19 protein-coding genes and 1 pseudogene are annotated in these 20419 nt (G+C 69.8%); 11 read left to right on the top strand and 9 right to left on the bottom strand.

Going from position 1 to position 20419, the window contains the following annotated elements; translation table 11 throughout:
• The first annotated feature begins 121 nt into the window (after positions 1-121).
• Together SNAS_RS32670 and SNAS_RS33975 are read left to right on the top strand one after the other, a co-directional pair.
• The gene (locus tag SNAS_RS32670) at positions 122-1282 is read left to right on the top strand and encodes a sensor histidine kinase (protein WP_013017512.1); all 1161 of its coding nucleotides are present in this window, start codon (positions 122-124) and stop codon (positions 1280-1282) included.
• A gap of 50 nt (positions 1283-1332) precedes the next feature.
• Positions 1333-1836, top strand: a pseudogene (locus SNAS_RS33975) (response regulator transcription factor); the annotation flags it as partial.
• A gap of 99 nt (positions 1837-1935) precedes the next feature.
• Here the strand turns inward: SNAS_RS33975 and SNAS_RS11095 are convergent.
• Positions 1936-2589: a response regulator transcription factor gene (locus SNAS_RS11095; protein ID WP_013017511.1), complete on the bottom strand. Its 654-nt coding sequence runs from the start codon at positions 2587-2589 to the stop codon at positions 1936-1938.
• The gene (locus SNAS_RS11090; RefSeq protein ID WP_013017510.1) at positions 2577-3839 is read right to left on the bottom strand and encodes a sensor histidine kinase; all 1263 of its coding nucleotides are present in this window, start codon (positions 3837-3839) and stop codon (positions 2577-2579) included. The genes SNAS_RS11095 and SNAS_RS11090 overlap by 13 nt, the downstream gene beginning before the upstream one ends.
• A gap of 191 nt (positions 3840-4030) precedes the next feature.
• Here SNAS_RS11090 and SNAS_RS11085 point away from each other — a divergent pair, with 191 nt between their 5' ends.
• The 4 genes from SNAS_RS11085 (at position 4031) to SNAS_RS11070 (ending at position 8251) form a co-directional block, all read left to right on the top strand.
• A complete protein-coding gene (locus SNAS_RS11085) occupies positions 4031-4264 on the top strand; it encodes a hypothetical protein (protein ID WP_013017509.1) in 234 nt (77 codons plus the stop codon).
• Positions 4261-5004: an ABC transporter ATP-binding protein gene (locus SNAS_RS11080; protein WP_013017508.1), complete on the top strand. Its 744-nt coding sequence runs from the start codon at positions 4261-4263 to the stop codon at positions 5002-5004. The genes SNAS_RS11085 and SNAS_RS11080 overlap by 4 nt, the downstream gene beginning before the upstream one ends.
• A gap of 14 nt (positions 5005-5018) precedes the next feature.
• Positions 5019-7517: an ABC transporter permease gene (locus tag SNAS_RS11075; RefSeq protein WP_041625927.1), complete on the top strand. Its 2499-nt coding sequence runs from the start codon at positions 5019-5021 to the stop codon at positions 7515-7517.
• A gap of 107 nt (positions 7518-7624) precedes the next feature.
• The gene (locus SNAS_RS11070; RefSeq protein WP_013017506.1) at positions 7625-8251 is read left to right on the top strand and encodes a rhomboid family intramembrane serine protease; all 627 of its coding nucleotides are present in this window, start codon (positions 7625-7627) and stop codon (positions 8249-8251) included.
• Between the two features lie 33 nt (positions 8252-8284).
• On the opposite strand, the gene SNAS_RS11065 is transcribed toward SNAS_RS11070, so the two are convergent.
• The 3 genes from SNAS_RS11065 to SNAS_RS11055 all read right to left on the bottom strand — a co-directional run bounded on the left by SNAS_RS11065 (position 8285) and on the right by SNAS_RS11055 (position 12631).
• The gene (locus SNAS_RS11065) at positions 8285-9388 is read right to left on the bottom strand and encodes an amidohydrolase family protein (protein WP_013017505.1); all 1104 of its coding nucleotides are present in this window, start codon (positions 9386-9388) and stop codon (positions 8285-8287) included.
• 58 nt (positions 9389-9446) lie between these two features.
• On the bottom strand, positions 9447-11006 hold the full coding sequence (gene ffh, locus SNAS_RS11060; protein WP_013017504.1) for a signal recognition particle protein: 1560 nt from the start codon (positions 11004-11006) through the stop codon (positions 9447-9449).
• A gap of 308 nt (positions 11007-11314) precedes the next feature.
• Positions 11315-12631 carry an ammonium transporter gene (locus SNAS_RS11055; RefSeq protein ID WP_013017503.1) on the bottom strand — a complete coding sequence of 439 codons (1317 nt, stop codon included), beginning with the start codon at positions 12629-12631 and terminating at the stop codon, positions 11315-11317.
• A 177-nt stretch (positions 12632-12808) separates the two neighbouring features.
• On the opposite strand from SNAS_RS11055, the gene SNAS_RS11050 reads away from it, so the two are divergent.
• The gene (locus tag SNAS_RS11050; RefSeq protein WP_013017502.1) at positions 12809-13756 is read left to right on the top strand and encodes an endonuclease/exonuclease/phosphatase family protein; all 948 of its coding nucleotides are present in this window, start codon (positions 12809-12811) and stop codon (positions 13754-13756) included.
• Here SNAS_RS11050 and SNAS_RS11045 read toward each other — a convergent pair whose 3' ends face one another.
• Positions 13757-14131, bottom strand: coding sequence for a cupin domain-containing protein (locus tag SNAS_RS11045; protein ID WP_013017501.1), 375 nt, complete (start codon positions 14129-14131; stop codon positions 13757-13759).
• A gap of 84 nt (positions 14132-14215) precedes the next feature.
• On the opposite strand from SNAS_RS11045, the gene SNAS_RS11040 reads away from it, so the two are divergent.
• From SNAS_RS11040 to SNAS_RS11025, 4 genes are all read left to right on the top strand, one after another.
• On the top strand, positions 14216-14656 hold the full coding sequence (locus tag SNAS_RS11040) for a MarR family winged helix-turn-helix transcriptional regulator (RefSeq protein ID WP_013017500.1): 441 nt from the start codon (positions 14216-14218) through the stop codon (positions 14654-14656).
• Between the two features lie 95 nt (positions 14657-14751).
• Entirely contained in the window at positions 14752-15372 is a 621-nt protein-coding gene (locus tag SNAS_RS11035) for a LysE family translocator (RefSeq protein WP_013017499.1), read from the top strand.
• A gap of 59 nt (positions 15373-15431) precedes the next feature.
• On the top strand, positions 15432-16052 hold the full coding sequence (locus tag SNAS_RS11030) for a LysE family translocator (RefSeq protein WP_013017498.1): 621 nt from the start codon (positions 15432-15434) through the stop codon (positions 16050-16052).
• A gap of 82 nt (positions 16053-16134) precedes the next feature.
• Positions 16135-17742 carry a protein kinase domain-containing protein gene (locus tag SNAS_RS11025; protein ID WP_013017497.1) on the top strand — a complete coding sequence of 536 codons (1608 nt, stop codon included), beginning with the start codon at positions 16135-16137 and terminating at the stop codon, positions 17740-17742.
• Here the strand turns inward: SNAS_RS11025 and gsmA are convergent.
• The 3 genes from gsmA to SNAS_RS11010 form a co-directional block, all read right to left on the bottom strand.
• Complete coding sequence (gene gsmA, locus SNAS_RS11020; protein WP_013017496.1) at positions 17735-18343, bottom strand: sporangiospore maturation cell wall hydrolase GsmA; 609 nt, start codon at positions 18341-18343, stop codon at positions 17735-17737. The two genes, SNAS_RS11025 and gsmA, sit on opposite strands and share 8 nt — an antisense overlap.
• 76 nt (positions 18344-18419) lie before the next feature.
• Positions 18420-19085 carry a DUF2752 domain-containing protein gene (locus SNAS_RS11015; protein ID WP_013017495.1) on the bottom strand — a complete coding sequence of 222 codons (666 nt, stop codon included), beginning with the start codon at positions 19083-19085 and terminating at the stop codon, positions 18420-18422.
• A gap of 68 nt (positions 19086-19153) precedes the next feature.
• Complete coding sequence (locus SNAS_RS11010) at positions 19154-20377, bottom strand: winged helix-turn-helix domain-containing protein (protein WP_013017494.1); 1224 nt, start codon at positions 20375-20377, stop codon at positions 19154-19156.
• Positions 20378-20419 lie beyond the last annotated feature (42 nt).

The raw sequence follows: 20419 nt of genomic DNA, 5'->3' as shown, positions 1-20419 counted from the left end.
CGGTATGGCCGTCGCCCGCCGGAAACCTCCGCGTCCAGGCCGCGGTTTCGGCCAGTGGGAGGAGACGCCGCGGCCAGTGGAAGGACCGTGCGCTCAGCCGGTGGTCAGTAGTGTCGGGGCCATGCGATCGGATGTGTGGCGCCGCACCGCGCCCGACGTCGCGGTGGCCACGCTCGCGGTCGGCTTCGGGGTGGTGACCACGTGGCGGTCATGGGGCCACGACGGCGCGCCCGGGTGGCTGTCCGCCGGAGCGGTCATCGGCGCCGGGCTGGCGATGGCGTTCGCCCGCAGGCTGCCGGTGCCGGTCCTCGGGGTGCTGGCGGTGCTGCTGCTGGTCACCGACCACTATTCCCCCTTCGCGGCCAACCCGGTGCAGTTCCTGCTGCTGCTCGGGCTCGGCTACGTCGCGTTCACCTGCGGCTGGCCGACCACGATCGCGTGTTACGTCGTCGCGCTGGTCACCACGGCGGTCAACCTCGTCGACGCCGGTTCGGGCGTCTCGCTGACCTGGTGGCGGGTCGCCGGGGTGCTGGTCGTACTGGCCGCGCCGATCGCTTTCGGACGGTACCTGGCGGGCCTGCGTGCGGTCGCCGCCCTCAACCGCGCCCGCGCCCGCGAGACCGCCGAACGCGTACAGGCCGAAGCCGCCGCCGCCCGGCTGGCCGAACGGGCTCGCATCGCCCGCGACCTGCACGACATCGTGGCCCACCACGTCGGGGCGATGGTGCTGCGCGCCGGAGCCGCTCAGTACGCGGGCGCGCCGCCACCGGTCGCCGAAGCGCTGGGCGACATCCGGTCCACCGGCACCCAGGTCCTGGAGGACCTGCGGGGTCTGCTGGCGGTACTGCGCGATCCCGCCGCCGTCGAGGGCGCGCCGTCGGTGTCCGAACCCGAGGCCGTGATGACCGAGGCAGTGGAACGCTCCGCCGCAGCGGGCTTGCGCCTGTCCGCCGACATCGATCCGGCCGCCGCGACGGCACCCATGGTCGTGCGGGCCACGGCGGCGCGACTGGTGCAGGAGGGCCTCACCAACGTCCTCAAGCACGCCGGTCCTGGCACCGACACCCGCGTCACGGTCACCGCCGCGACCGGAACGCTCACCGTCGAGGTCGTCAACGACGCCCCCGAAACGAGCGGGCCGCGACCGCTGCCGTCCACGGGCTACGGTCTGTCGGGGATGCGGGAACGGGTCGCGATGCTGGACGGACACCTCGAAGCCGGACCCACCGGCACCGCGGGCTGGCGGCTGTCCGCCTCGATTCCATATGGGAGCCAACGTTGATCCGAGTCGTGATCGCCGACGACCAGAAGCTGGTCCGCGCCGGAGTGGAGATGCTGCTGCACGCCGCCGGTGACATCGACGTGGTCGCCATGGCCGCCGACGGTTCCGAAGCGGTCCGCCTCACCCAACGCCACACCCCCGACGTGGTGCTGATGGACATCCGAATGCCGAGGCTGGACGGCATCGAGGCCACCCGCCGCATCCTCGCGTGGCGCCCCGACGCCCGCATCGTCATGCTGACCACCTTCGCTGAGGACGAGAACGTCTATGCCGCACTGCGTGCCGGGGCCATCGGTTTCCTCGTCAAGGACGACGATCCACAACAGATGATCGACGCGGTGCGCCGCGCCGCCTCCGGCGAACCCACCCTGGCGCCGTCGGTACTGCGGCGGGTCGTGGACCGGGCCGTCTCCGCACAGTCGACGGATACCGGCGCGGACGTGTCCCACCTGACGGCCCGCGAACGCGAGGTGCTGGCCCTGGTGGGCGCGGGCTGTTCCAACGCCGAGATCGCCAAGACGCTCCACCTTGGAGTCACGACCGTCAAGACCCACGTCTCGGTCATCACCGACAAGCTCGGCGTCCGCAACCGGATCCAGGCGGCGGTACTGGCACACCGGCTGGGCCTTGCCGACGACGACTTCACGCCGCGGTTAGGTACGGGTGCCGTCCAGGTAGCGCAGGACCGCCGCGACCCGGCGGTCGGTCTCGTCGTCGGGGGCCAGTTCGAGTTTCGCGAAGATGCTGCGGATGTGCTTGTGGACGGCGTTGTCGGTGATGAACAGCCGTTTGGCGATCGCCGCGTTGCCGAGGCCCTCGGCCATGACCGCGAGCACCTCGCGTTCCCGGGGGCTGAGGCGCGACAGTGGATCGTCGGCGCGCTGCCGGGCGAACAGTTGCGCCACCACTTCGGGGTCGATGGCGGTGCCGCCCTCGGCGACGCGGCGCAGCGCGGACACGAAGGTGTCGACCCGGCCGACGCGTTCCTTGAGCAGGTAGCCGACGCTCTTCGCGCCGTCGGCCAGCAGGTCGGTGGCGAAGCTCTGTTCCACATAGGCCGACAGCACCAGGACGGCGAGGTCGGGGTGTTCGCGGCGGGCGGCCACGGCGGCGCGGATGCCCTCGTCGGTGTGGCTGGGCGGCATCCGCACGTCCAGCACCGCGATGTCGGGGCGGTGTTCGGTGACGGCGGCGGCGAAGGCGGTGGGGTCGCCGACGGCGGCGGCCACCTCGAAACCCTCGCCCCGCAGGACCAGCACCAGGCCCTCGCGCAGCAGGGCGTCGTCCTCGGCGATCACGATCCGCACGGCAGCTCCACTTCTATGACGGTCGGCCCGCCGGGCGGGCTGGTGATGGTGGTGGTTCCGTCGTGGGCGGCGACGCGGCGGCGGATTCCCGACAGGCCGGTGCCGGTGTCGGGTTCGGCGCCGCCGGTGCCGTCGTCGGTGACGGTGGCGGTGAGCCGGTCACCGACGCGCACGACGGTGATGTCGACGCGGGTGGCGCGGCTGTGTTTGGCGGCGTTGGTGAGGGCTTCGGCGACGGCGAAGTAGGCGGTGGCCTCGACGCTGACCGGGCAGCGCACCGGCACGTCCACCTGGAGGTGGCACGGCACCGGGCTGTCGGCGGCCAGTGCCGACAGGGCGCCGGACAGGCCCCGGTTCTCCAGCACCGGCGGCAGGATGCTGCGCACCACCGAACGCAGTTCGGCCAGCGCGTCCTCGGCGGTGCTCTGGGCGCGTTCCAGGACGGCGTCGGCGTGGTCGGGGTCGCGGCGCAGCGCCTGCCGGGCGGCACCCACCAGGACCGCGACGCCGACGAGCCGGTTCTGGGCGCCGTCGTGCAGGGCGCGTTCGATGCGGCGCAGTTCGACGGCGTGGGCGTCCAGGGCGGCGGCCCGGGTGGCGGTCAGCTGGGCGAGCCGGGCCGACAGGTCGATGTCGGGGTGCGGGTTGAGCAGCCGGACGCCCGGCAGGGCCTGCGGTCCGGTCAGCAGCGGTGTCACCACCAGCCACAGTATGAACCACAGTGGAGCGGTGGCGAAGACCAGCCAGGCTCCGGTCCAGGTGCTGATGTCGATGAAACCGTTGAGCGCGTTGGATTCCTCCGGCGGGACCAGCGTCCACCACAGTGGGAAGGACAGTTCGCGCAGCACGTTGACCGGCGCTTGCAGCGCCAGTGAGGCCAGCAGGAAGCCGTAGCTGCCGTGCAGCACCAGCCAGGCCAGGTCGCGGCGGTTGGACGGGTCCTCGGCGAGGGCGCGCAGCACCTGAAGCGGCGGGTACGGCAGTTCGGCGTAGGACGCGGTCACCGGCTTGCCCATCCGGTTGAGCCGGGCGCGTTCCAGGTCGGCGATGCGCCGGATCACCAGCAGCGCGGGCCGCAGCAGCAACAGTCCGACCCCGAGGAGGCTCAGCCCCGCGATCAGCACCACCAGCGCCCAGCCCAGCACCGCCAGCATCGAGGTCCCCATGCCCGCGAGCATCCACTTGGTCGCCACCAGCGCGCGGCGAAGCACGGCCCATACCGGGCCGGGCTTTGAGGTGTCGCGGGTCATGGTCTGGCTCGTCTCGTTCAAGGGTCGACGGTGGGACTGTACGTGGCCGAAGGGCCGATCGGCCAGCTCGCGGCCCGACAGTACAGCCTGCTGTACCCCGGTTCGGTAGTTGACGGCATTGGCCGGGCCTCGTGGCGCCCATAGCGTTTGCGGCGACGGTAAATCCACACTCGAACCTCAGGGAGCACCCCATGTCCGACCCGTATCGCATCGACGATCCGGCGCCCGCCGCGCCCCGGCCGCGAGAGGGGAAGCCCGGATCGGCGCTGACCATTCTGTTGTGGACTATAGCGGCGATCTTCGCGGGACTGAACACGGCGATGTCCATCGCCGGTCAGGAACTGATCGGCGCGGTGTTCGGTGGCCTCGGACTGCTGTTCGTCGTCATCGCGGTGGTCCGGCACCTGAAGCGGCGGCGCGCATGAACACGCAGACCAGCGTCCGCGCCGCCACGGCGGTCCGGCTGACCGAAGTGACCAAGAAGTACCGGGGCGGCGTGACCGCACTGGACCACGTCAGCCTGCCGGTGCCGCGCGGCACCTTCCTGGCGGTCATGGGGCCCTCGGGTTCCGGCAAGAGCACCCTGCTGCACTGCGCGGCGGGACTGGACGTTCCCACCGACGGATCCGTCCACATCGGTGACACCGAGATCTCGGGGCTGTCGGAGACGAAACGCACCATGCTGCGGCGCGAACGCGTCGGCTTCGTGTTCCAGGCGTACAACCTGGTGCCCTCGTTGAGCGTCTCCGACAACATCACGCTGCCACTACGACTGGCCGGGGCGCGCCCCGATCACGACTGGCTGCGGACCCTGGTCGCCCACATCGGACTGGAGGGGCTGTTGAACCGTCGTCCCGCCGAACTGTCCGGCGGCCAGCAGCAGCGCGCCGCCGTGGCGCGGGCCCTGGTGGCCCGGCCCGACGTGGTGTTCGCCGACGAACCCACCGGCGCGCTCGACCTGCACACCGCCGGTGAGGTGCTGGACCTGCTGCGGCGCTTGGCCGACGACTTCGGCCAGACCGTCGTCATGGTCACCCACGACCCGGGGGCGGCGGCTCGCGCCCACGAGGCGGTCGTCATGGCCGACGGCCGGATCCGCGACGTGGTGGCGACGCCGTCGGCCGAGAAGCTGGCGCAGCTGCTGACCACACTGGAACGGCGGTGACGGCGGTGTCCAACATGTTCGCTCCGGCCGTGTCGATGGCGCGTTCCCGGCTCGGGGGCCTGATCGCGGTGGCCTGCGCCGTCGCCGGTGGGGCCGCGATGGCCACCGCCACCGGGGTGCTGGCCGAGTCCGGAATCGCCTCCCACACCCCGGTCGAGCGGCTGGCCGCCGCCGACCTGACCGTGTCGGGGCGGCAGTACGTCGTCCAGGACGAGGACGTCGACGTGTCACTCACCGAGCGGGTTCCGGTGTCGTCCGACCTGGTCGACACCGTCGCGAAGGTGTCGGGGGTCGAGGCCGCGGCGGCGGACGTGTCGTTCCCGGCCGTGATCCTCGGCGCCGACGGCGAACCCGCCACCGACCCCACGGTGTCCGGACACGGCTGGGAGATCGCCGAACTCGGCGCCTCCGACGTGAAGGGCACGGCCCCGAGAGACGACCGCGAGGTCGTGCTCGACGCCGACCTCACCCGGGCCGAGCCCGGCGAGGAGGTGACGCTGCTCGTCAACGGCGAGCAGCGGCGGTACACGGTGTCGGGGATTGTGGACGCACCCGGTTCCGGCCTGTACTTCGACTCCGGCACCGCCGCGAAGCTGTCCGGTCACAAGGACGGCGAGATCGACCTGGTGGCCGTCAAGGTCGCCGAGGGCGCCTCGGTCGACTCCGTGACCGAGGCGGTGCGAACCGCCACCGCGAAGTCCGCCGTGGAGGTCACCTCCGGGGCGGCGCGCGGCAACGTCGAGGACCTCGCCTCGGGCGCGTCCACCGGCATGCTCATCGCACTGTCGACCTCGCTGGGCGGCACCATCGTCATGATCGTCGGGTTCATCGTCGCCGGTGCCCTGTCGGTGTCGGTCGCCGGTCAACGCCGCGACCTGGCGCTGCTGCGCGCCGTGGGGGCCACTCCCCGGCAGGTGCGGCGGCTGATCGCCACCCAGGCCACAGTGGTCGCCGGTGTGGCGACGGCCGTCGGCGTGGCGGCCGGATACGCCATGGCGGGCCAGTTCGCCGACCTGATGCGCTCCTGGGGGATGCTGCCGGGGACGCTGCCGCTGAGCTGGAGTCCGCTGCCGGGCCTGGCGGCGACCCTGTTGCTGCTGTTCGTGGTGCAACTGGCGGCCCGGGCGGCGTCGATGCGGACCTCGCGGATGTCGGCGGTCGAGGCCGTCGCCGAGTCCCGCGTCGAACCCCGCGAGCCCGCGCCGTGGCGCACCGCCTTCGGTTTCGTGCTGATGGGACTGGCCCTGGCCAGCGCCATGGCACCGATCATCACCCGCAGCGAGGCCGCGTTCATCAGCGCCGCCTCCTCGATCATGCCCGCCCTGGTCGGTCTGGCACTGGCGGCTCCGGCGTTGGTGCGCTCGACGACCGGCTGGCTCAAACGGCGACTGCCCGTGGGCGGCAACGCGACCACCTGGCTCGCGGTCGGCAACAGCCACGGCTACGCACTGCGGATGGCCGGAGCGATCACGGTGTTGGCGCTGGCGGTCGGGTTCGCCATCACCCAGGTGTTCAGCCAGACCTCCATGCAGGCGGTCACCGACGACGACCTGAACTCCGGCACCAAGATCGACGCGACCGTCACCGCGCCCGCGATCGGCGGTCTGACGCAACGCGACGTCGAACAGATCGCCGACCAGCCCGGCGTCGACGCGGCCGTACCACTGATCCACACGACAGCACTGTGGCCGTTCACCGAAGGCGACAACAAACGCGCCGACGAACTCCCCATGCTGGCCTTCGGATCCGGCGCCACATCGGTGATCGATGTGGACGTCGTCGACGGCGACATGTCCAAACTGACCGGTGACGCGATCGCACTGGACTCCGCGACCGCGTGGGTCGAGGGCGTCGACGTCGGCGACCGCATCGACCTGATCCTCGCCGACGGCAGCAAGGTCAAACCGACCATCGTGGCCACCTACTCACGCGGCTTCGGTTTCGGCAAACTGATCGGTTCGTCCGACCTGGTCACCGGCCACGTCGCCAACCGCCACTACGACGCCATCGCCGTGGCGGGAGCCTCGGCGCGACTGTCCGACTGGGCGGCCGACAACCCGGGCCGCGAGGTCGGCACCGGCGCCGCCTCGGCGGGACTGGCGGCGGGAACGGCCTCCCCCGACCGGTGGCTGAACCTCGTGGTGTCGTTGGCGCTGTTGGGTTACGTGCTGCTCGGCGTGGGCAACAGCCTCGTCGCGGCCACCACCCGGCGACGCTCGGAGTTCGCGGCCCTGCGGCTCATTGGCGCCACCCCGGCCCAGATCCGGGGCATGATGAGCCGGGAGGCGCTGCTGATGACGGTGCTGGCCGTCGGCGCGGGACTGGCGCTCTCAGTGGTGCCGCAGAGCATCCTCGGTCTGGGACTGCTCGGGCTGCCGTGGCCGCAAGGACCACTGTGGATGATACCCGCGATGGCGATCCTGGTCGCGGCCATCGCCTGGCTGGCGACGGCGGCACCGACCCGGCGGGCGCTGCGGGTGCCACCGACGCAGGCACTCCCGGCGCAGGACTGAGAAACACCCGAAGCCGCCGCACGCGAGACGTCTCGCGTGCGGCGGCTTCGACCGGATGTGGCACACAATGACGATGTGCTCCCGCCCACGCGGGCTAGCTTTGAATCGTGAGTTTCACTTCCACACCCCAGTCGACACCGAAAGTCTCGACGAAATGGCTCAACGTCAAGGTCGCCGCGATCTTGACCGGGCTGTTCGTCGCCCTCATCTGGGTGCTCGAGGCCCTCGACTACGCGCTTCCGATCGACCTGGACCAATGGGGAATCCGCAGCTGGAGCATCACCGGGATCTTCCCCGGGTTCATCATGGCGCCGGTGCTGCACGCCGACTTCGACCACCTGATCGGCAACACCGTGCCGGTCATGGTGCTGGGATTCCTGGCCGCGATGCGGGGCCTGCGGCACTTCTTCACCGCCACCGCGCTCATCATCCTCATCGGCGGCCTGGGCGTGTGGCTCCTGAGCAGCCCCGGAGTCCTCACCGTCGGTGCCAGCGGCATGATCTTCGGCTACTTCGGTTACCTGGTCGGCCGGGGCATCCTCAGCCGCCGCGGCTGGGACATCGTAATCGCGGTGGCCGTCATCATCCTCTACGGCTCGATCATCTGGGGAATCTTCCCCAGCGACCCGTTCATCTCCTGGCAGGGCCACCTGTTCGGCTTCATCGGCGGGCTCGCCGCGGCGTGGATACTGCGCAAGAAATACCGCAAACCCGCCGACGAAGTCGCGGGCTGACCTCAGCCCCTCTTTGGCCCTGGGCCACTGCGGTCAACGGATTATGTTCCCGCGCAACACGATCCGCTTCGGCTCGCGGACCACTCGCAGGTCGGTTCGCGGGTCGGCGTCATAAACCACGACGTCCCCGAACCCCTCCCCGCCATGCTCAAGTTTGGCTCCGCCAAAACCCAGCCACTCCCGAGCACCCCAGCTCGCCGCCGACAGCACCTCGCCCGCGTCCAGCCCCGCCCGCTCGTGCAACAGCAGCATCTCCTCCGCCGCCAGTCCGTGGTCGATGCCGCCGCCCGCGTCAGTGCCCACATAGATCGGCACCCCCGCCTCGTGGGCCTGGCGCACCACGTCCGGGAACCCCGCCTTCAGCTGTCGCATGTGGTCAGCGTAGGTCGGGAACTTCGGCTGCGCCTGGTCCGCGATCGAGTCGAAGGTCGCGATGTTGATCATCGTCGGCACCAGCGCCGTTCCGTTGCGCGCCATCAGGTCGATCAGCTCGGTCGACAGACCCGTCCCGTGCTCCACCGAGTCCACCCCGGCCCGGACCACCGCTTCCACGGCCTCCTCGCTGAAGGTGTGCACCGCGACCTTCGCTCCGGCGGCGTGGGCCGCGTCGATGGCCGCCGCCAGCACCGAGGCGTCATAGGTCGGCCCCAGGTCGCCCGCGTCCCGGTCGATCCAGTCCCCCACGAGCTTGATCCAGCCGTTGCCGAGTTTGGCCTGTTCGGCCGCGCGCTGCGGCAGTTCTTCGGCGGTGCACTCGATGGCGACGCCGCGCAGGTAGCGGCGGTGCGGCGCCAGGTGTCGTCCGGCCCGCACCAGCCGGGGCAGGTCGACGGCGTTGTCCAGCTCCGGGTACGGGAACGGCGAGCCCGCGTCGCGGATCGCCAGCACCCCGGCGTCCCGGTCGGTCAGCGCGAGCTCCCGGGCCTCGTCCAGGCTCTCGATCGGGATGGCGCCGCGTTTGATGCCGATGTGGCAGTGCGCGTCGACGAGTCCCGGCAGCGCGTAGCCCGACGAGGCGATGGTGGTGGCGCCGGGTATCGGCTCGAAACCCAGCCGGTCGCCGTCGATGTAGACGTCTCGTTCGGTGTCGTCGGGAAGCCACACCACCCGCAAATGCCAGGGCCCGGAATCAGTCACGCCGATACTGTAGAACGCCGCGCCCGGGGGCGCGGCGTTACGTCGGTCACTGCGGTGACTACTTCTTCTTGCCCTTCTTGGGTTTCAGGGCGCCGAAGTCCACTTCGGGAACGTCGACCTGGCCGCCACCGAGCGCGGACGGGTCGAAGCCCTGCGGCAGTTGCCCCGGCATTCCGCCGCCGGGCATACCCTGCGGCATCCCCGCGGGCATGCCGCCGCCACCGCGCGCCTTCTTCTTGGTGACTTTGCCCTTCTTGCCCTTGCGTTTGATGTTGGGCGACTTGGTGGCCTTGCGGCGGCCGCCGGGCAGACCCATCATGCCGCCCATCTGCTTCATCATCTTCTGGGCTTCGCCGAAGCGGGTCAGGATCTGGTTGACGTCGTTGACGGTGGTGCCCGAACCGTTGGCGATGCGGATGCGGCGCGAGCCCTTGATGATCTTGGGTTCGGCGCGTTCCTGCGGCGTCATGGAGCGGATCACCGCGGCGACCTTGTCCAGGTGCTTGTCGTCGATGTCGGCGATCTGGTCCTTCATCTGGGACATGCCCGGCATCATGCCCAGCAGGTTCCCGATCGGGCCCATCTTGCGGATCGCCTGCAGTTGCTCCAGGAAGTCCTCGAGGGTGAAGCTCTCGCCGCCGAGCAGCTTGCTGGTCATGCGCTGCTTCTGCTCGTCCTCGAAGGCCGTCTCGGCCTGCTCGATGAGCGTCAGCACGTCTCCCATGCCGAGGATGCGCGAGGCCATCCGCTCGGGGTAGAAGACGTCGAAGTCCTCCAGCTTCTCGCCGATGGACGCGAACATGATCGGCTGGCCGGTGACCTGCCGCACCGACAGCGCCGCACCACCGCGGGCGTCACCGTCCAGTTTCGACAGGACGACGCCGGAGATGCCGACGCCGTCGCGGAACGCCTCGGCGGTGGCCACGGCGTCCTGACCGATCATCGCGTCGATGACGAACAGGGTCTCGTCGGGGTTGGTGGCGTCGCGGATCGCGGCGGCCTGCGCCATCATCTCCTCGTCGACGCCCAGGCGGCCGGCGGTGTCGATGATGACGATGTCGCGGGCGTGGCGGGTGGCGTGGGCCAGCGACTCCTTGGCGACCTTGACCGGGTCACCGACACCCGAGCCGGGCTCGGGGGCGTACACCTCGACACCGGCGCGCTCACCGAGCACCTGCAGCTGCTGCACCGCGTTGGGCCGCTGGAGGTCGGCGGCGACCAGCATCGGCTGGTGGTTCTGGTCCTTGAGCCATTTGGCGAGCTTGCCCGCCAGCGTCGTCTTACCGGCACCCTGCAGACCGGCGAGCATGATCACCGTCGGCGGGTTCTTGGCGAAGCTCAGCCGCCGGGCCTCGCCGCCCAGGATCGTGATGAGTTCCTCATTGACGATCTTGATGACCTGCTGGCCCGGGTTGAGCGCCTTGGAGACCTCCGCGCCCCGGCACCGTTCCTTGACGTTGTGAATGAACGACTTCACCACCGGAAGCGCGACGTCGGCCTCCAGCAGCGCCATGCGGATCTCGCGCGCGGTGGCGTCGATGTCGGCCTCCGAGAGGCGACCCTTGCCACGCAGGCTGTTGAAAATGCCGGATAGGCGCTCGGATAGGGAGTCAAACACTCGGATTCATCCTCGGATAGCAGCTCGGTGTACGCACGGACGGTGCCCTACGAGCTTAACGGCAGCTTCGACAGCCGCCACATGCCCGCCGCCGGGCATCGGTGTTTCGGTCCCCGGCCCGGGTTCACGCATTACCGTGCGGTTGTCCACGCTACGTCACGTCGGCAAGGGGGAAGACGATGAGCGGTAACTGGCGGGCCGCGCTGTTCATCATGCGGATGCTGTTGCGCATGGGAAGCGACACGCAGCCCTGACGAGGATGGACCGGTGCCGCGTGTCCCCGCCCGAGGACACGCGGCACCGGCTGCTCATCCGCGCAGGGCCAGTTCCTTGTCGGTCGCCTCGACCTCCTCGTCCCGGGAGAGTGGGGACGGTTCGTCGTCGGCGAGGATCTCGCCGACCGACAGGTCGTAGGCGGCCTCGGCGTGTTCGATGGTGTCGATGCCCGCCAGCTCGGCCTCCGGGGCCACCCGGATGCCGGTGGTGAACTTCAACGCCAGTCCGATCACTCCGGCCACGGCGAACGAGAACAGGCCCACGATTCCCACCGCGGCCGCCTGGGTGCCCAGCAGTCCGACGCCGCCGCCGTACAACAGGCCTGCCGGGCCGTCGGTGAGCGAGGACAGCGCGAACAGTCCGATAAGGACCGATCCGACGGCGCCGCCGACGAGGTGGATGCCCACCACGTCCAGGGCGTCGTCGTAGCCGAGCTTGTGTTTGAGGGAGACCGCCAGCGCGCACAGCGCTCCGGCGATGGCGCCGATGGCGATCGCGCCGATCGGCGAGACGTAGGCGCAGGCCGGCGTAATGGCCACCAGTCCGGCGACCGCGCCGCTGCAGGCGCCCAGCACCGAGGGTTTGGTGCCCCGGACGCGTTCGACCAGCAGCCAGCCGAGGACGGCGGCGGCCGTGGCGACCTGGGTGTTGACCAGCACCAGTGAGGCCATGCCGTCGGCGGCCAGTTCGGAACCGGCGTTGAACCCGAACCAGCCGAACCACAACAGTCCGGTGCCGAGCATCACCAGCGGCAGGTTGTGGGGCGCGAAGGTGCTGCCGTTGGGCCAGCCGAGTCGTTTGCCGAGCACCAGAACCAGGGCCAGGGCCGCGGCTCCGGCGTTGACGTGCACGGCGGTGCCACCGGCGAAGTCGAGGGCGCCCATGCCGTCGGCGCCGATGAAGCCGCCGCCCCAGACCCAGTGCGCGACCGGGAAGTAGACGACGGTGGCCCACACGGCCGCGAAGATCACCCAGGACTGGAACCGCATCCGGTCGGCGACGCCGCCGCTGATGAGGGCCACGGTGATGATCGCGAACATCAGCTGGAAGCCGATGAAGGCCATGTCGGGCAGACCGGTCTCCTTGTCGACGGTGTCCAGAATGCCGGAAAGGCCGACTTCGGACAGGCCGCCGACGAGCGCGTTGCCCTCGGAGAAGGCCAGGCTGTAGCCGTACAGCACCCACAGCACGCTGACCAGCGCGAGCGCGGCCAGGCTTTTCATCATCATGTTGACGACGCTCTTGGCGCGCGTCAGTCCGCCGTAGAACAGGGCGAGCCCGGGGGTCATGAGCAGGACCATCGCGGCCGAGACGAGAACCCAGGCGGTGTTTCCGGTGTCAACCGACATACCGTTCCTCCACTGTGTGAAACAGGTGGTGTGGATTCCGCGGCGCCGATGCCGCGGGTGCGTGGCAACAGCTTCGTACCCGGCTGTTTCACCGTCGGTTCACCTGTGTTGCGGGTTCGTCTCGTAGTGTTTCGTACGTGTAAAAACACACCCCGGCACACTCTGTGAGGAGAACCCATGTCCCCCAAGCTGAAACGCGTCGCCGTGGCCACGGCGGCGGTGGCCGTCGCGGTCACCGGCCTGGCCACGGCGTCCACGGCCCACGCGCAGGACGAGGCGGCCGAGCTCAAGGTCATGAGCTTCAACCTGTGGCACGGCGGCAGTCAGGTCAACGACTACCGCGCCAAGCAGGTCGAGTTCATCAAGAGCACCGGCGCCGACGTCATCACGCTGCAGGAGAGCTCGGTGACCTCCGCGAGGGAACTGGCCAAGGCCCTGGACTGGGACTACCTGCAGGCCGACGCGGATCGCGGCATCATCAGCCGCTACGAGATCGTCGACGACACCCAGCAGCCGTCCAACGCGGGCTTCGGCGTCCACATCGAGCTCGACTCCGGCCAGCGGGTCGCGGTGTGGAACGCGCACCTGGGCTACGACCCCTACGGCCCCTATGACGCGTGTTTCGACAACATGTCGGTGGATGAGATCCTGGAGCGCGAGGCCGAGTCCGGCCGCACCGGCCAGATCACCGACATCCTGGCGGACATGCGGGACGACCTCGCCAACGCCGATCAGACCCCGGTACTGCTGACCGGCGACTTCAACGCCCCCTCGCACCTGGACTGGACTGCCGCCACGGCCGACAGCCACTGCGGCTACTCCGACATCCCGTGGCCGACCTCGGTCAAGCCCGCCGAGGCCGGACTGACCGACTCGTTCCGCGAGGCCAACCCGGATCCGGCCGCCGTGCCCGGGAACACCTGGTCCCCGGTGTATCCCAAGCACGACGGTTCGACGGGTGCCGATGAGCCGCAGGACCGCATCGACTACATCCTCTACAAGGGCGGTCTGACCGTGACGGACTCGCAGGCCCTCGTGGTCGGTGAACCCCAACCGGTCCCCGACCACGCCGACAACGAGTGGACCTCCGACCACGCGGCCGTGCTGACCACCTTCGGTCTGTAGTTACTGCACCCACGGCGGGGTGAACACGCTTCCGTCGGGCATGGTCCCGGCGAAGCCGACACTGGTCGTCACCCAGGTTTCGGCCGTTTCGTCCCCGACGTTGGTGATGTGGACATCCGTGTCGGGCGGCACCACGATGGCGTCGCCCGACTCAGCGATCAGGTCGCAACCCTCGTGGACCATCCGCAGGCGGCCCTTGAGGACCAACAGCACCTCTTCCTTGTTGACCCGGTGCGGCGAGGTCTTGGCGTCGGCGGGGATCTCGGCGCGCCAGGCGCACAGTTCGGTGCTGCCCTTGCTGGGCGCGACGAAGGCTTTCCAACGGCTGCCGTCGAACTCGTGGACCTTGGCTTCAGAGGCTGGCATTACTGGCATGGGGGTCTTCCTTTCGATATTTAGTCAAGCAACTTGACCGTATCACATAGTCAAGCAACTTGACCACTATGAGACGATGGCGACATGACCGAGCACAACGCCCTGGCCTTCGCCCTGCTGTCGGCGGCGACCGACCTGGTGGAGGGCATCGACTCCCGAATGCGCGAACGCGGCTTCACCGACGTGCGTCCGGCCCACGGCTACGCCTTCGTCCGCATCGCCGGTTCCGGGGCCACCGTCACCCAGGTGGCCGAACACCTGAGCATGACCAAACAGGCCGCCAGCCTGCTGGTCGGCGAACTGGTCGACAAGGGCTATGTGGAGCGTCGCCCCCACCCCGACGACGCCCGCGCCAAACTGCTGGTGCTCACCGACAAGGGCCGCGCATGCACCCGCGCCGCCGACCGCGCCGCCGCCGAGGTCGTCGGCAAGTGGGCCGAGATCCTCGGCGAGGAGCGCGTCACCGCGCTGCGCGTCGACCTGGGCCGGATCGCCAGCCGGGGCCGCATCCGTCCAGTGTGGTGATTGGCGGCGGCCGTTCCCACCGCGCGCGCATGGCCGTCGTGGCGGAGCCGCGATATCGTCGGTCGCCTGCCCCGTCCCTTGTCGATAGGCCCTCCATGAGCTGGCACGTCATCCTCACCTTCGTACTCGGTCTGCTGCCCATCACCCTGACGCCGGGCACCACCGCGACCCTGGTGGTGCAGTACGTGTCGCTCGGCGGGCGGCGGCACGGTGCGGCCGTCCTGGCGGGCAGCATCACCGGCCTGTTCGCGCACGCCACCTTCGCGACGCTGGGACTGTCCGCATTGATCATGGCCTCAGCCACGGCGTTCACGATCGTGAAGTACGCCGGTGCGGCCTACCTGGTGGGGCTGGGCGTCTACCTGATGTTCACCGGGGCCCGGCGCCACGACGACCCGCAACAGTCACGGATCGTGCCCTCGGTGCCCAAGGTCTACCGTCACGCGCTGATCGCGAACATCCTCAACCCCCGGGCGGCGCTCATCGTCCTGACCCTCCCCGCCCAGGTGGTCACCCCCGATTTCACGATCACGCAGGCCGCTTACACCCTCGTGGTCGTCGACGCCGTCATGATCGTGCTGTGGTTGGGGCTGTGGACACAGGCCATCGCCTCGGCCAAACGCTTCGGGCTGTTCAAGAAGCTGGCGCAACAGTTCTCCCGCTTCGGCGGCCTGCTCCTCATCGCCCTGGGCATCCGCACCGCCGTCAGCAACTGAGGCCGCCGGACGCGCTATCGTCGAGCGCCCGCCCCTCCCCGGAAGAACGGCGTCCCCGCATGAGCTGGCACATCCTGGTCACCTTCGGACTCGCGCTGCTGCCCATCATCCTCACCCCCGGAACCAGCGCGACGCTGGTGGCGCAGTACGTGTCCGTCGGCGGGCGACGGCACGGCGCCGCCGTGATGGCCGGGACCGCCACCGGCCATTTCCTGCACGCCGGTTTCGCCACCCTCGGACTGTCGGCCGTGGTGATGGCCTCGGCCACCGCGTTCGCGATCGTCCGCTATGCGGGCGCCGCCTACCTGGTGGGCCTGGGGATCTATCTGCTCGTCACCTCGTCGCGGCAGCGGCGGCAGGCCACCGGCCCGGCCGTGGCGCCACCGGTGGCCCGGGTGTACCGACACGCCCTGATCGGCAACGTCGTCAATCCACGGGCGGCGCTGATCTACCTGACGGTTCCGGCGCAGGTGGTGGCGGTGGACTTTCCGATCGCGGCCGCGGCCTTCCTTCTCGCCGTCGTGCACACCGTCATGATGGTGTCGTGGCTGAGCCTGTGGACCCAGGCCATCGCCTCGGCCAAACGCTCCGGCCTGTTCAAGCGAATCGCGCGCCAGTTCTCCCGCGTCGGCGGGCTGTTGCTGATCGGCCTGGGGATTCGCGCGGCTGTCACCGACTGACGTCCGCGGGTACTGGTGTTCGGACGGAATCTAGGCCAAACTTCTATTAAGCGGTATGATTCCCGCCACCCCCAGGAGCAGTATGCAGTCCGGCACCATCCTCGGAGAGCGCTACACCCTCGGCGAACAGATCGGCGCCGGAGCCAGCGGCAGCGTGTGGACCGGGCACGACACCATCGTCGACCGGCCGGTGACCATCAAGGTCCTCAAACCCGAACTGGCCGAGGACGACACGACCCGCGAACGATTCCGCCGGGTCGCCCTCAAGGTGGCGGGCCTGGCGGTGCGGGGAATCGTCGACGTCTACGACTGCCTCGAGGAACCCGACCCTGACGGCGGTTTCCTGGTCTGCCACATCACCGAACGGGTCGAGGGCCGGTCACTGCGCGACCTCCTCGACGAAGGCGGCACGCTGCCGTACCCGGAAGCGCTGGACCTGGTGTCCGACGCCGTGCTGGCGCTGCACGCGGCCCACCGCGAAGGCGTCGTCCACGGCAACCTCAAACCCGAGAACCTGATCATCGGCGACGGCGGGAAGATCACGATCGTCGACTTCGGGTTCCTGCCGCCGAGCCCATCGCCCTACACGGCGCCCGAACTCAACGACGACTCCCCGGCCGCTGACGTCTACGGGCTGGGCGCGGTGCTGTACGAGTGCCTGACCGGCCAGCCGCCGACGGCCGACGGCGACATCTCGCCGCTGCTGAGCGACATGTACCCGGCCGACGCGGCACCGATCATGAAGGCGATGTCGCCGCAGCCCAGTCACCGGTACGCCTCGGTGGTGGCGTTCGCCGACGCGTGCCTGCACACCGACCCGGCCCACGGAGACAGTCGCGAGGACGGAGAGGCCGGGCCGCCGAGCAGATCCGGTCCGATCGCCGAGGCGGCGGCCGCGCTCGTGCTCGAACTGGACCTCGCCGACCGCGACACCCCCGACGACACCGAGCCGACGGCCGAGGAACCGTCCGAAGAACCGGACGAAGCCGACGACGCACCATCCGAGCCCGAACCGGAACCCGCCGCCAGCGGCGAAGCCACTGAGCCGTCCGAGCCGGAAGCCGAGCCCGAGCCCGAGCCCGAGCCCGAGCAACCGGAGTCGGCCACGGTCAAGGCGACAGCCGTCGTCGCCTCCGCCGCCCCCGTCGACGAGGCCGACGCCGACGACGACGCACCCGAGCCGGTCGACGAACCCGCCAAGCCCCGCCGGTCCCTCCGCACCCAGGCGCTGGTCATCGGGCTGCTCATCGCCGTGCTCACCGTCGCCGCGGCCGTCATGCACTTCGCGGTTCCCAGTCAGCCCAGCGGCTCCCCCGCCAGCCCCGATCCGACGACCGAGAGCTCGAAGTCCTCGGCGTCGGAGTCCTCCTCCTCGGCCACCGACGTGGACCGGCCGCCCAACTCCGCCGAGCCCGCGCCCACGACCTCCTCCCCCTCGCCGTCCGCCTCCAGCCCCGACGGGAACACGGTGCAGGTGCCCAACGTGGTGGACATGCGCAGGGAGTCAGCCGAAACCGAGCTGTCCGGCAAGGGCTTCACCGTCATCGTCAACAACGACGGCAACGGCCGCTGGGAATGCCGCGTCCACGATCAAAGCCCCGTGGGCGGCGAGAACGTCCCCGCCGGTACCACGGTCACGATCTACGTCCGCCGGGTCAACAGCCCCGAACAGTGCATCGACCCTAGTTGAACCGGTACAGGTCCCATTCCTTCATGATCCCGACGATCTTGTCGGTGTAGTCCGGGTCGGTGGCGTATCCGGCCTTGTGGACCTCGCGGATGAACGCGTCGGCGTCGTCGGTGTGGTCGAAGGCCGGGGCGTAGCGGGCATTGCTGGCCAGCCACGAACCGTGGTCGCTGAACGAGTCGGCGCGCGAGTCGTAGACCCGGAACCACGCCTTGGTGTCGAAGCACTTGCCCTTCTTGTCGCACTCGCGGGTGGCGACCTTGACGCAGTCGACCGCGAACGGGCCGTACACGCCGTCCTTGCACTTCATACCGAAGTAGTTGTTGGCCTCCTCGGCCAGTTTGCTCTTACCCCAGCCGGACTCCAGGATCGCCTGGGCCACGGTGACCGACGGCGGGACGCCGTACTTCTCCTTGCTGGGCTGGGCGCTCTTGCCCGCGGCGGCGATGAACTCCTCCTGCTCGGCCTCGAGGTAGTTGATCTCCTCCTCGACCGGGATTGTCTCGTCCTCGCCGTCGGTGGCGAAGGCGCACGCGGGCATGAACACCGCGATGACGGCCAGCGCCAGCACGGCGGTGAGACGGCTCAGAACACTGTGTTTCATGGGACGACCTCCAATGCGGCGGAGGCCAGTATCGGGCACGACGGTCGCAGCTTTGTGGACGACGCGCCGGGATCCGCTAGACATAGAGCGAGGTGAACGGCGCGAAGGGGAGGTTGCGGACCATCCAGAACACGGCCCAGGCGATGAGGAACATGGTGGCGTGCGCGGCGGTGATCCGGAACTGTGGCAGTTTGTCGCGCAGTTTCGGGAACATGCGGCGTCCGGCCCAGGTCAGGTACATCCACACCAGGAACGGCGCCGCGAACAGCGCGATCGCGTGGTTGCGGGCGGCCTCGGGGATGTTGCCGTTCAGCAGGTAGAAGAAGGCCCGGGTGCCGCCGCAGCCGGGGCAGTCGAAGCCGGTGACGAGTTTGAAGGCGCAGGTGGTGGTGCCGACGTCGTCGGTGGGGTCGGTGGTGACCACGACGGCCGCGGCCCCGGCGAAGCAGGTCAGCAGCGCCGCTGGTGCCACCCACGCGGGGGCGTTGCGGATCTTGGCGAAGAACGTGGCGGCTTTGCCGCGCCGCACCGGACGGGTCCAGCCCTGGCTGGGCAGCGGCGTGTGGCCGGGGCCCGCGGTGGCGGGCTGCGGCGTGACGTACGGAAGCTGCTGGGTGGCCTGCGAGGTGTCGCCCGTGCCGGTCCCCGAGGGCGTGACGTACGGGATTTCCCGAGTCTCGCTCGCGTCCTCGTGGATGCGCGGGAACTCCTGCGTGGGAGCGGAACCCAAGGGGTCACTCATCAGCGCATCCCTTCGACGCTTTCGTTTCGGCGCCTTTCACTGTAGCCGGTGGCGTCGATGCCGACCGGCTAAGCCGAGCGCAGCGCCGACGTCAGGGCGGCGGCCAGATCGCCCTTGACCGGCGGCGCGATCTCGGCCAGTCCCAGCCAGTCGGCCAGTTCCCGCAGCTCGGCGGCCAGCTCACCCGCGACCAGTTCGGTGTCGCCGTCGACGTGTTCCTCCCGCCAGGCCGCGGGCACCCGCAGGACGCCCGCCGCCCGGTCGGCCTTGAGGTCGACGCGGGCCACCAGGTGCTCCCCCAGCAGGAACGGCAGCACGTAGTAGCCGTGCACGCGTTTGGCCTCGGGCACGTAGATCTCGATGCGGTAGAAGAAGTCCCACAGCCGCAGGGTGCGGTCGCGGTGCCACACCAGCGGGTCGAAGGGGCTCAGCAGCGCCCGGGCCCTGACGCGGCGCGGGGCGCGGGCGTCGCGGTGCAGGTAGGCCGGTTTGTCCGAGCCCTCGACGATCACCTGGTGCACGGTGCCGTCCTCGACGAGGTCGCGCAGCGCGGCGCGGGCGTCGGCGACCGGCAGCCGGAAGTAGTCGCGCAGTTCCACCTCGGTGGCCACGCCCAGCGAGGCTGCCGACTTGGCCATGAGCTGCCGGTGGGCTTCGGCGCGGTCGGGCGCCGGGGTGTTGAGCACCTCGGCGGGGATGACCCGTTCGGTGATGTCGTAGTAGCGCTCGAACGAGGGCCGGGCGGCGACGCTGACCCGGCCGCACCGGAACAGCCACTCCAACGCGCTCTTGGTGTCGCTCCAGTTCCAGCCCCATTGGTCGCGGGTCCGGGGCGCCTCCTCCTCCAGTTCCCGGGCCGAGACCGGGCCGCGGGCCCGGACCTCCTCGTACAGCCGGTCCACCAGGCCGGGGTTGTCGCGGGCGATGCGCACCATCCCGCCCCAGGCGTGTTCCTCGGCGGCGTCCATCCGCCAACGCAGCAACGGGAACAGCTCGACCGGCAGCAGCGACGCGGCGTGCCCCCAGTATTCGAACAGGGAGCGCTTGCGTCCGTGGTAGGCGGCCTTGTCGACCAGCGCGTGCGGGTAGGCGCCGAGCCGGGAGAACACCGGCACGTAGTGGGCGCGTTCCAGGACGTAGATCGAGTCGATCTGCAGCAGCTGGGTGTGGGAGAGAACCTTGCGCAGGTGCCGGGCGTCGCGTTTGCCGGAGGGTCGGGGGGCGTGGAAGCCCTGCGCCGCCAGCGCGATGCGGCGGGCCTGCGGGTTGCTCAGCTTCTCGGGAACACTCACACGGGCACCCTAGTCATCGCCTGCGACACCGTCGTAGGCTTG

The organism is Stackebrandtia nassauensis DSM 44728, assembly GCF_000024545.1.
Classification (GTDB): domain Bacteria; phylum Actinomycetota; class Actinomycetes; order Mycobacteriales; family Micromonosporaceae; genus Stackebrandtia; species Stackebrandtia nassauensis.
Note: the sequence above shows the minus strand (reverse complement) of the source record. Positions and strands in the feature narration are given on the sequence as shown.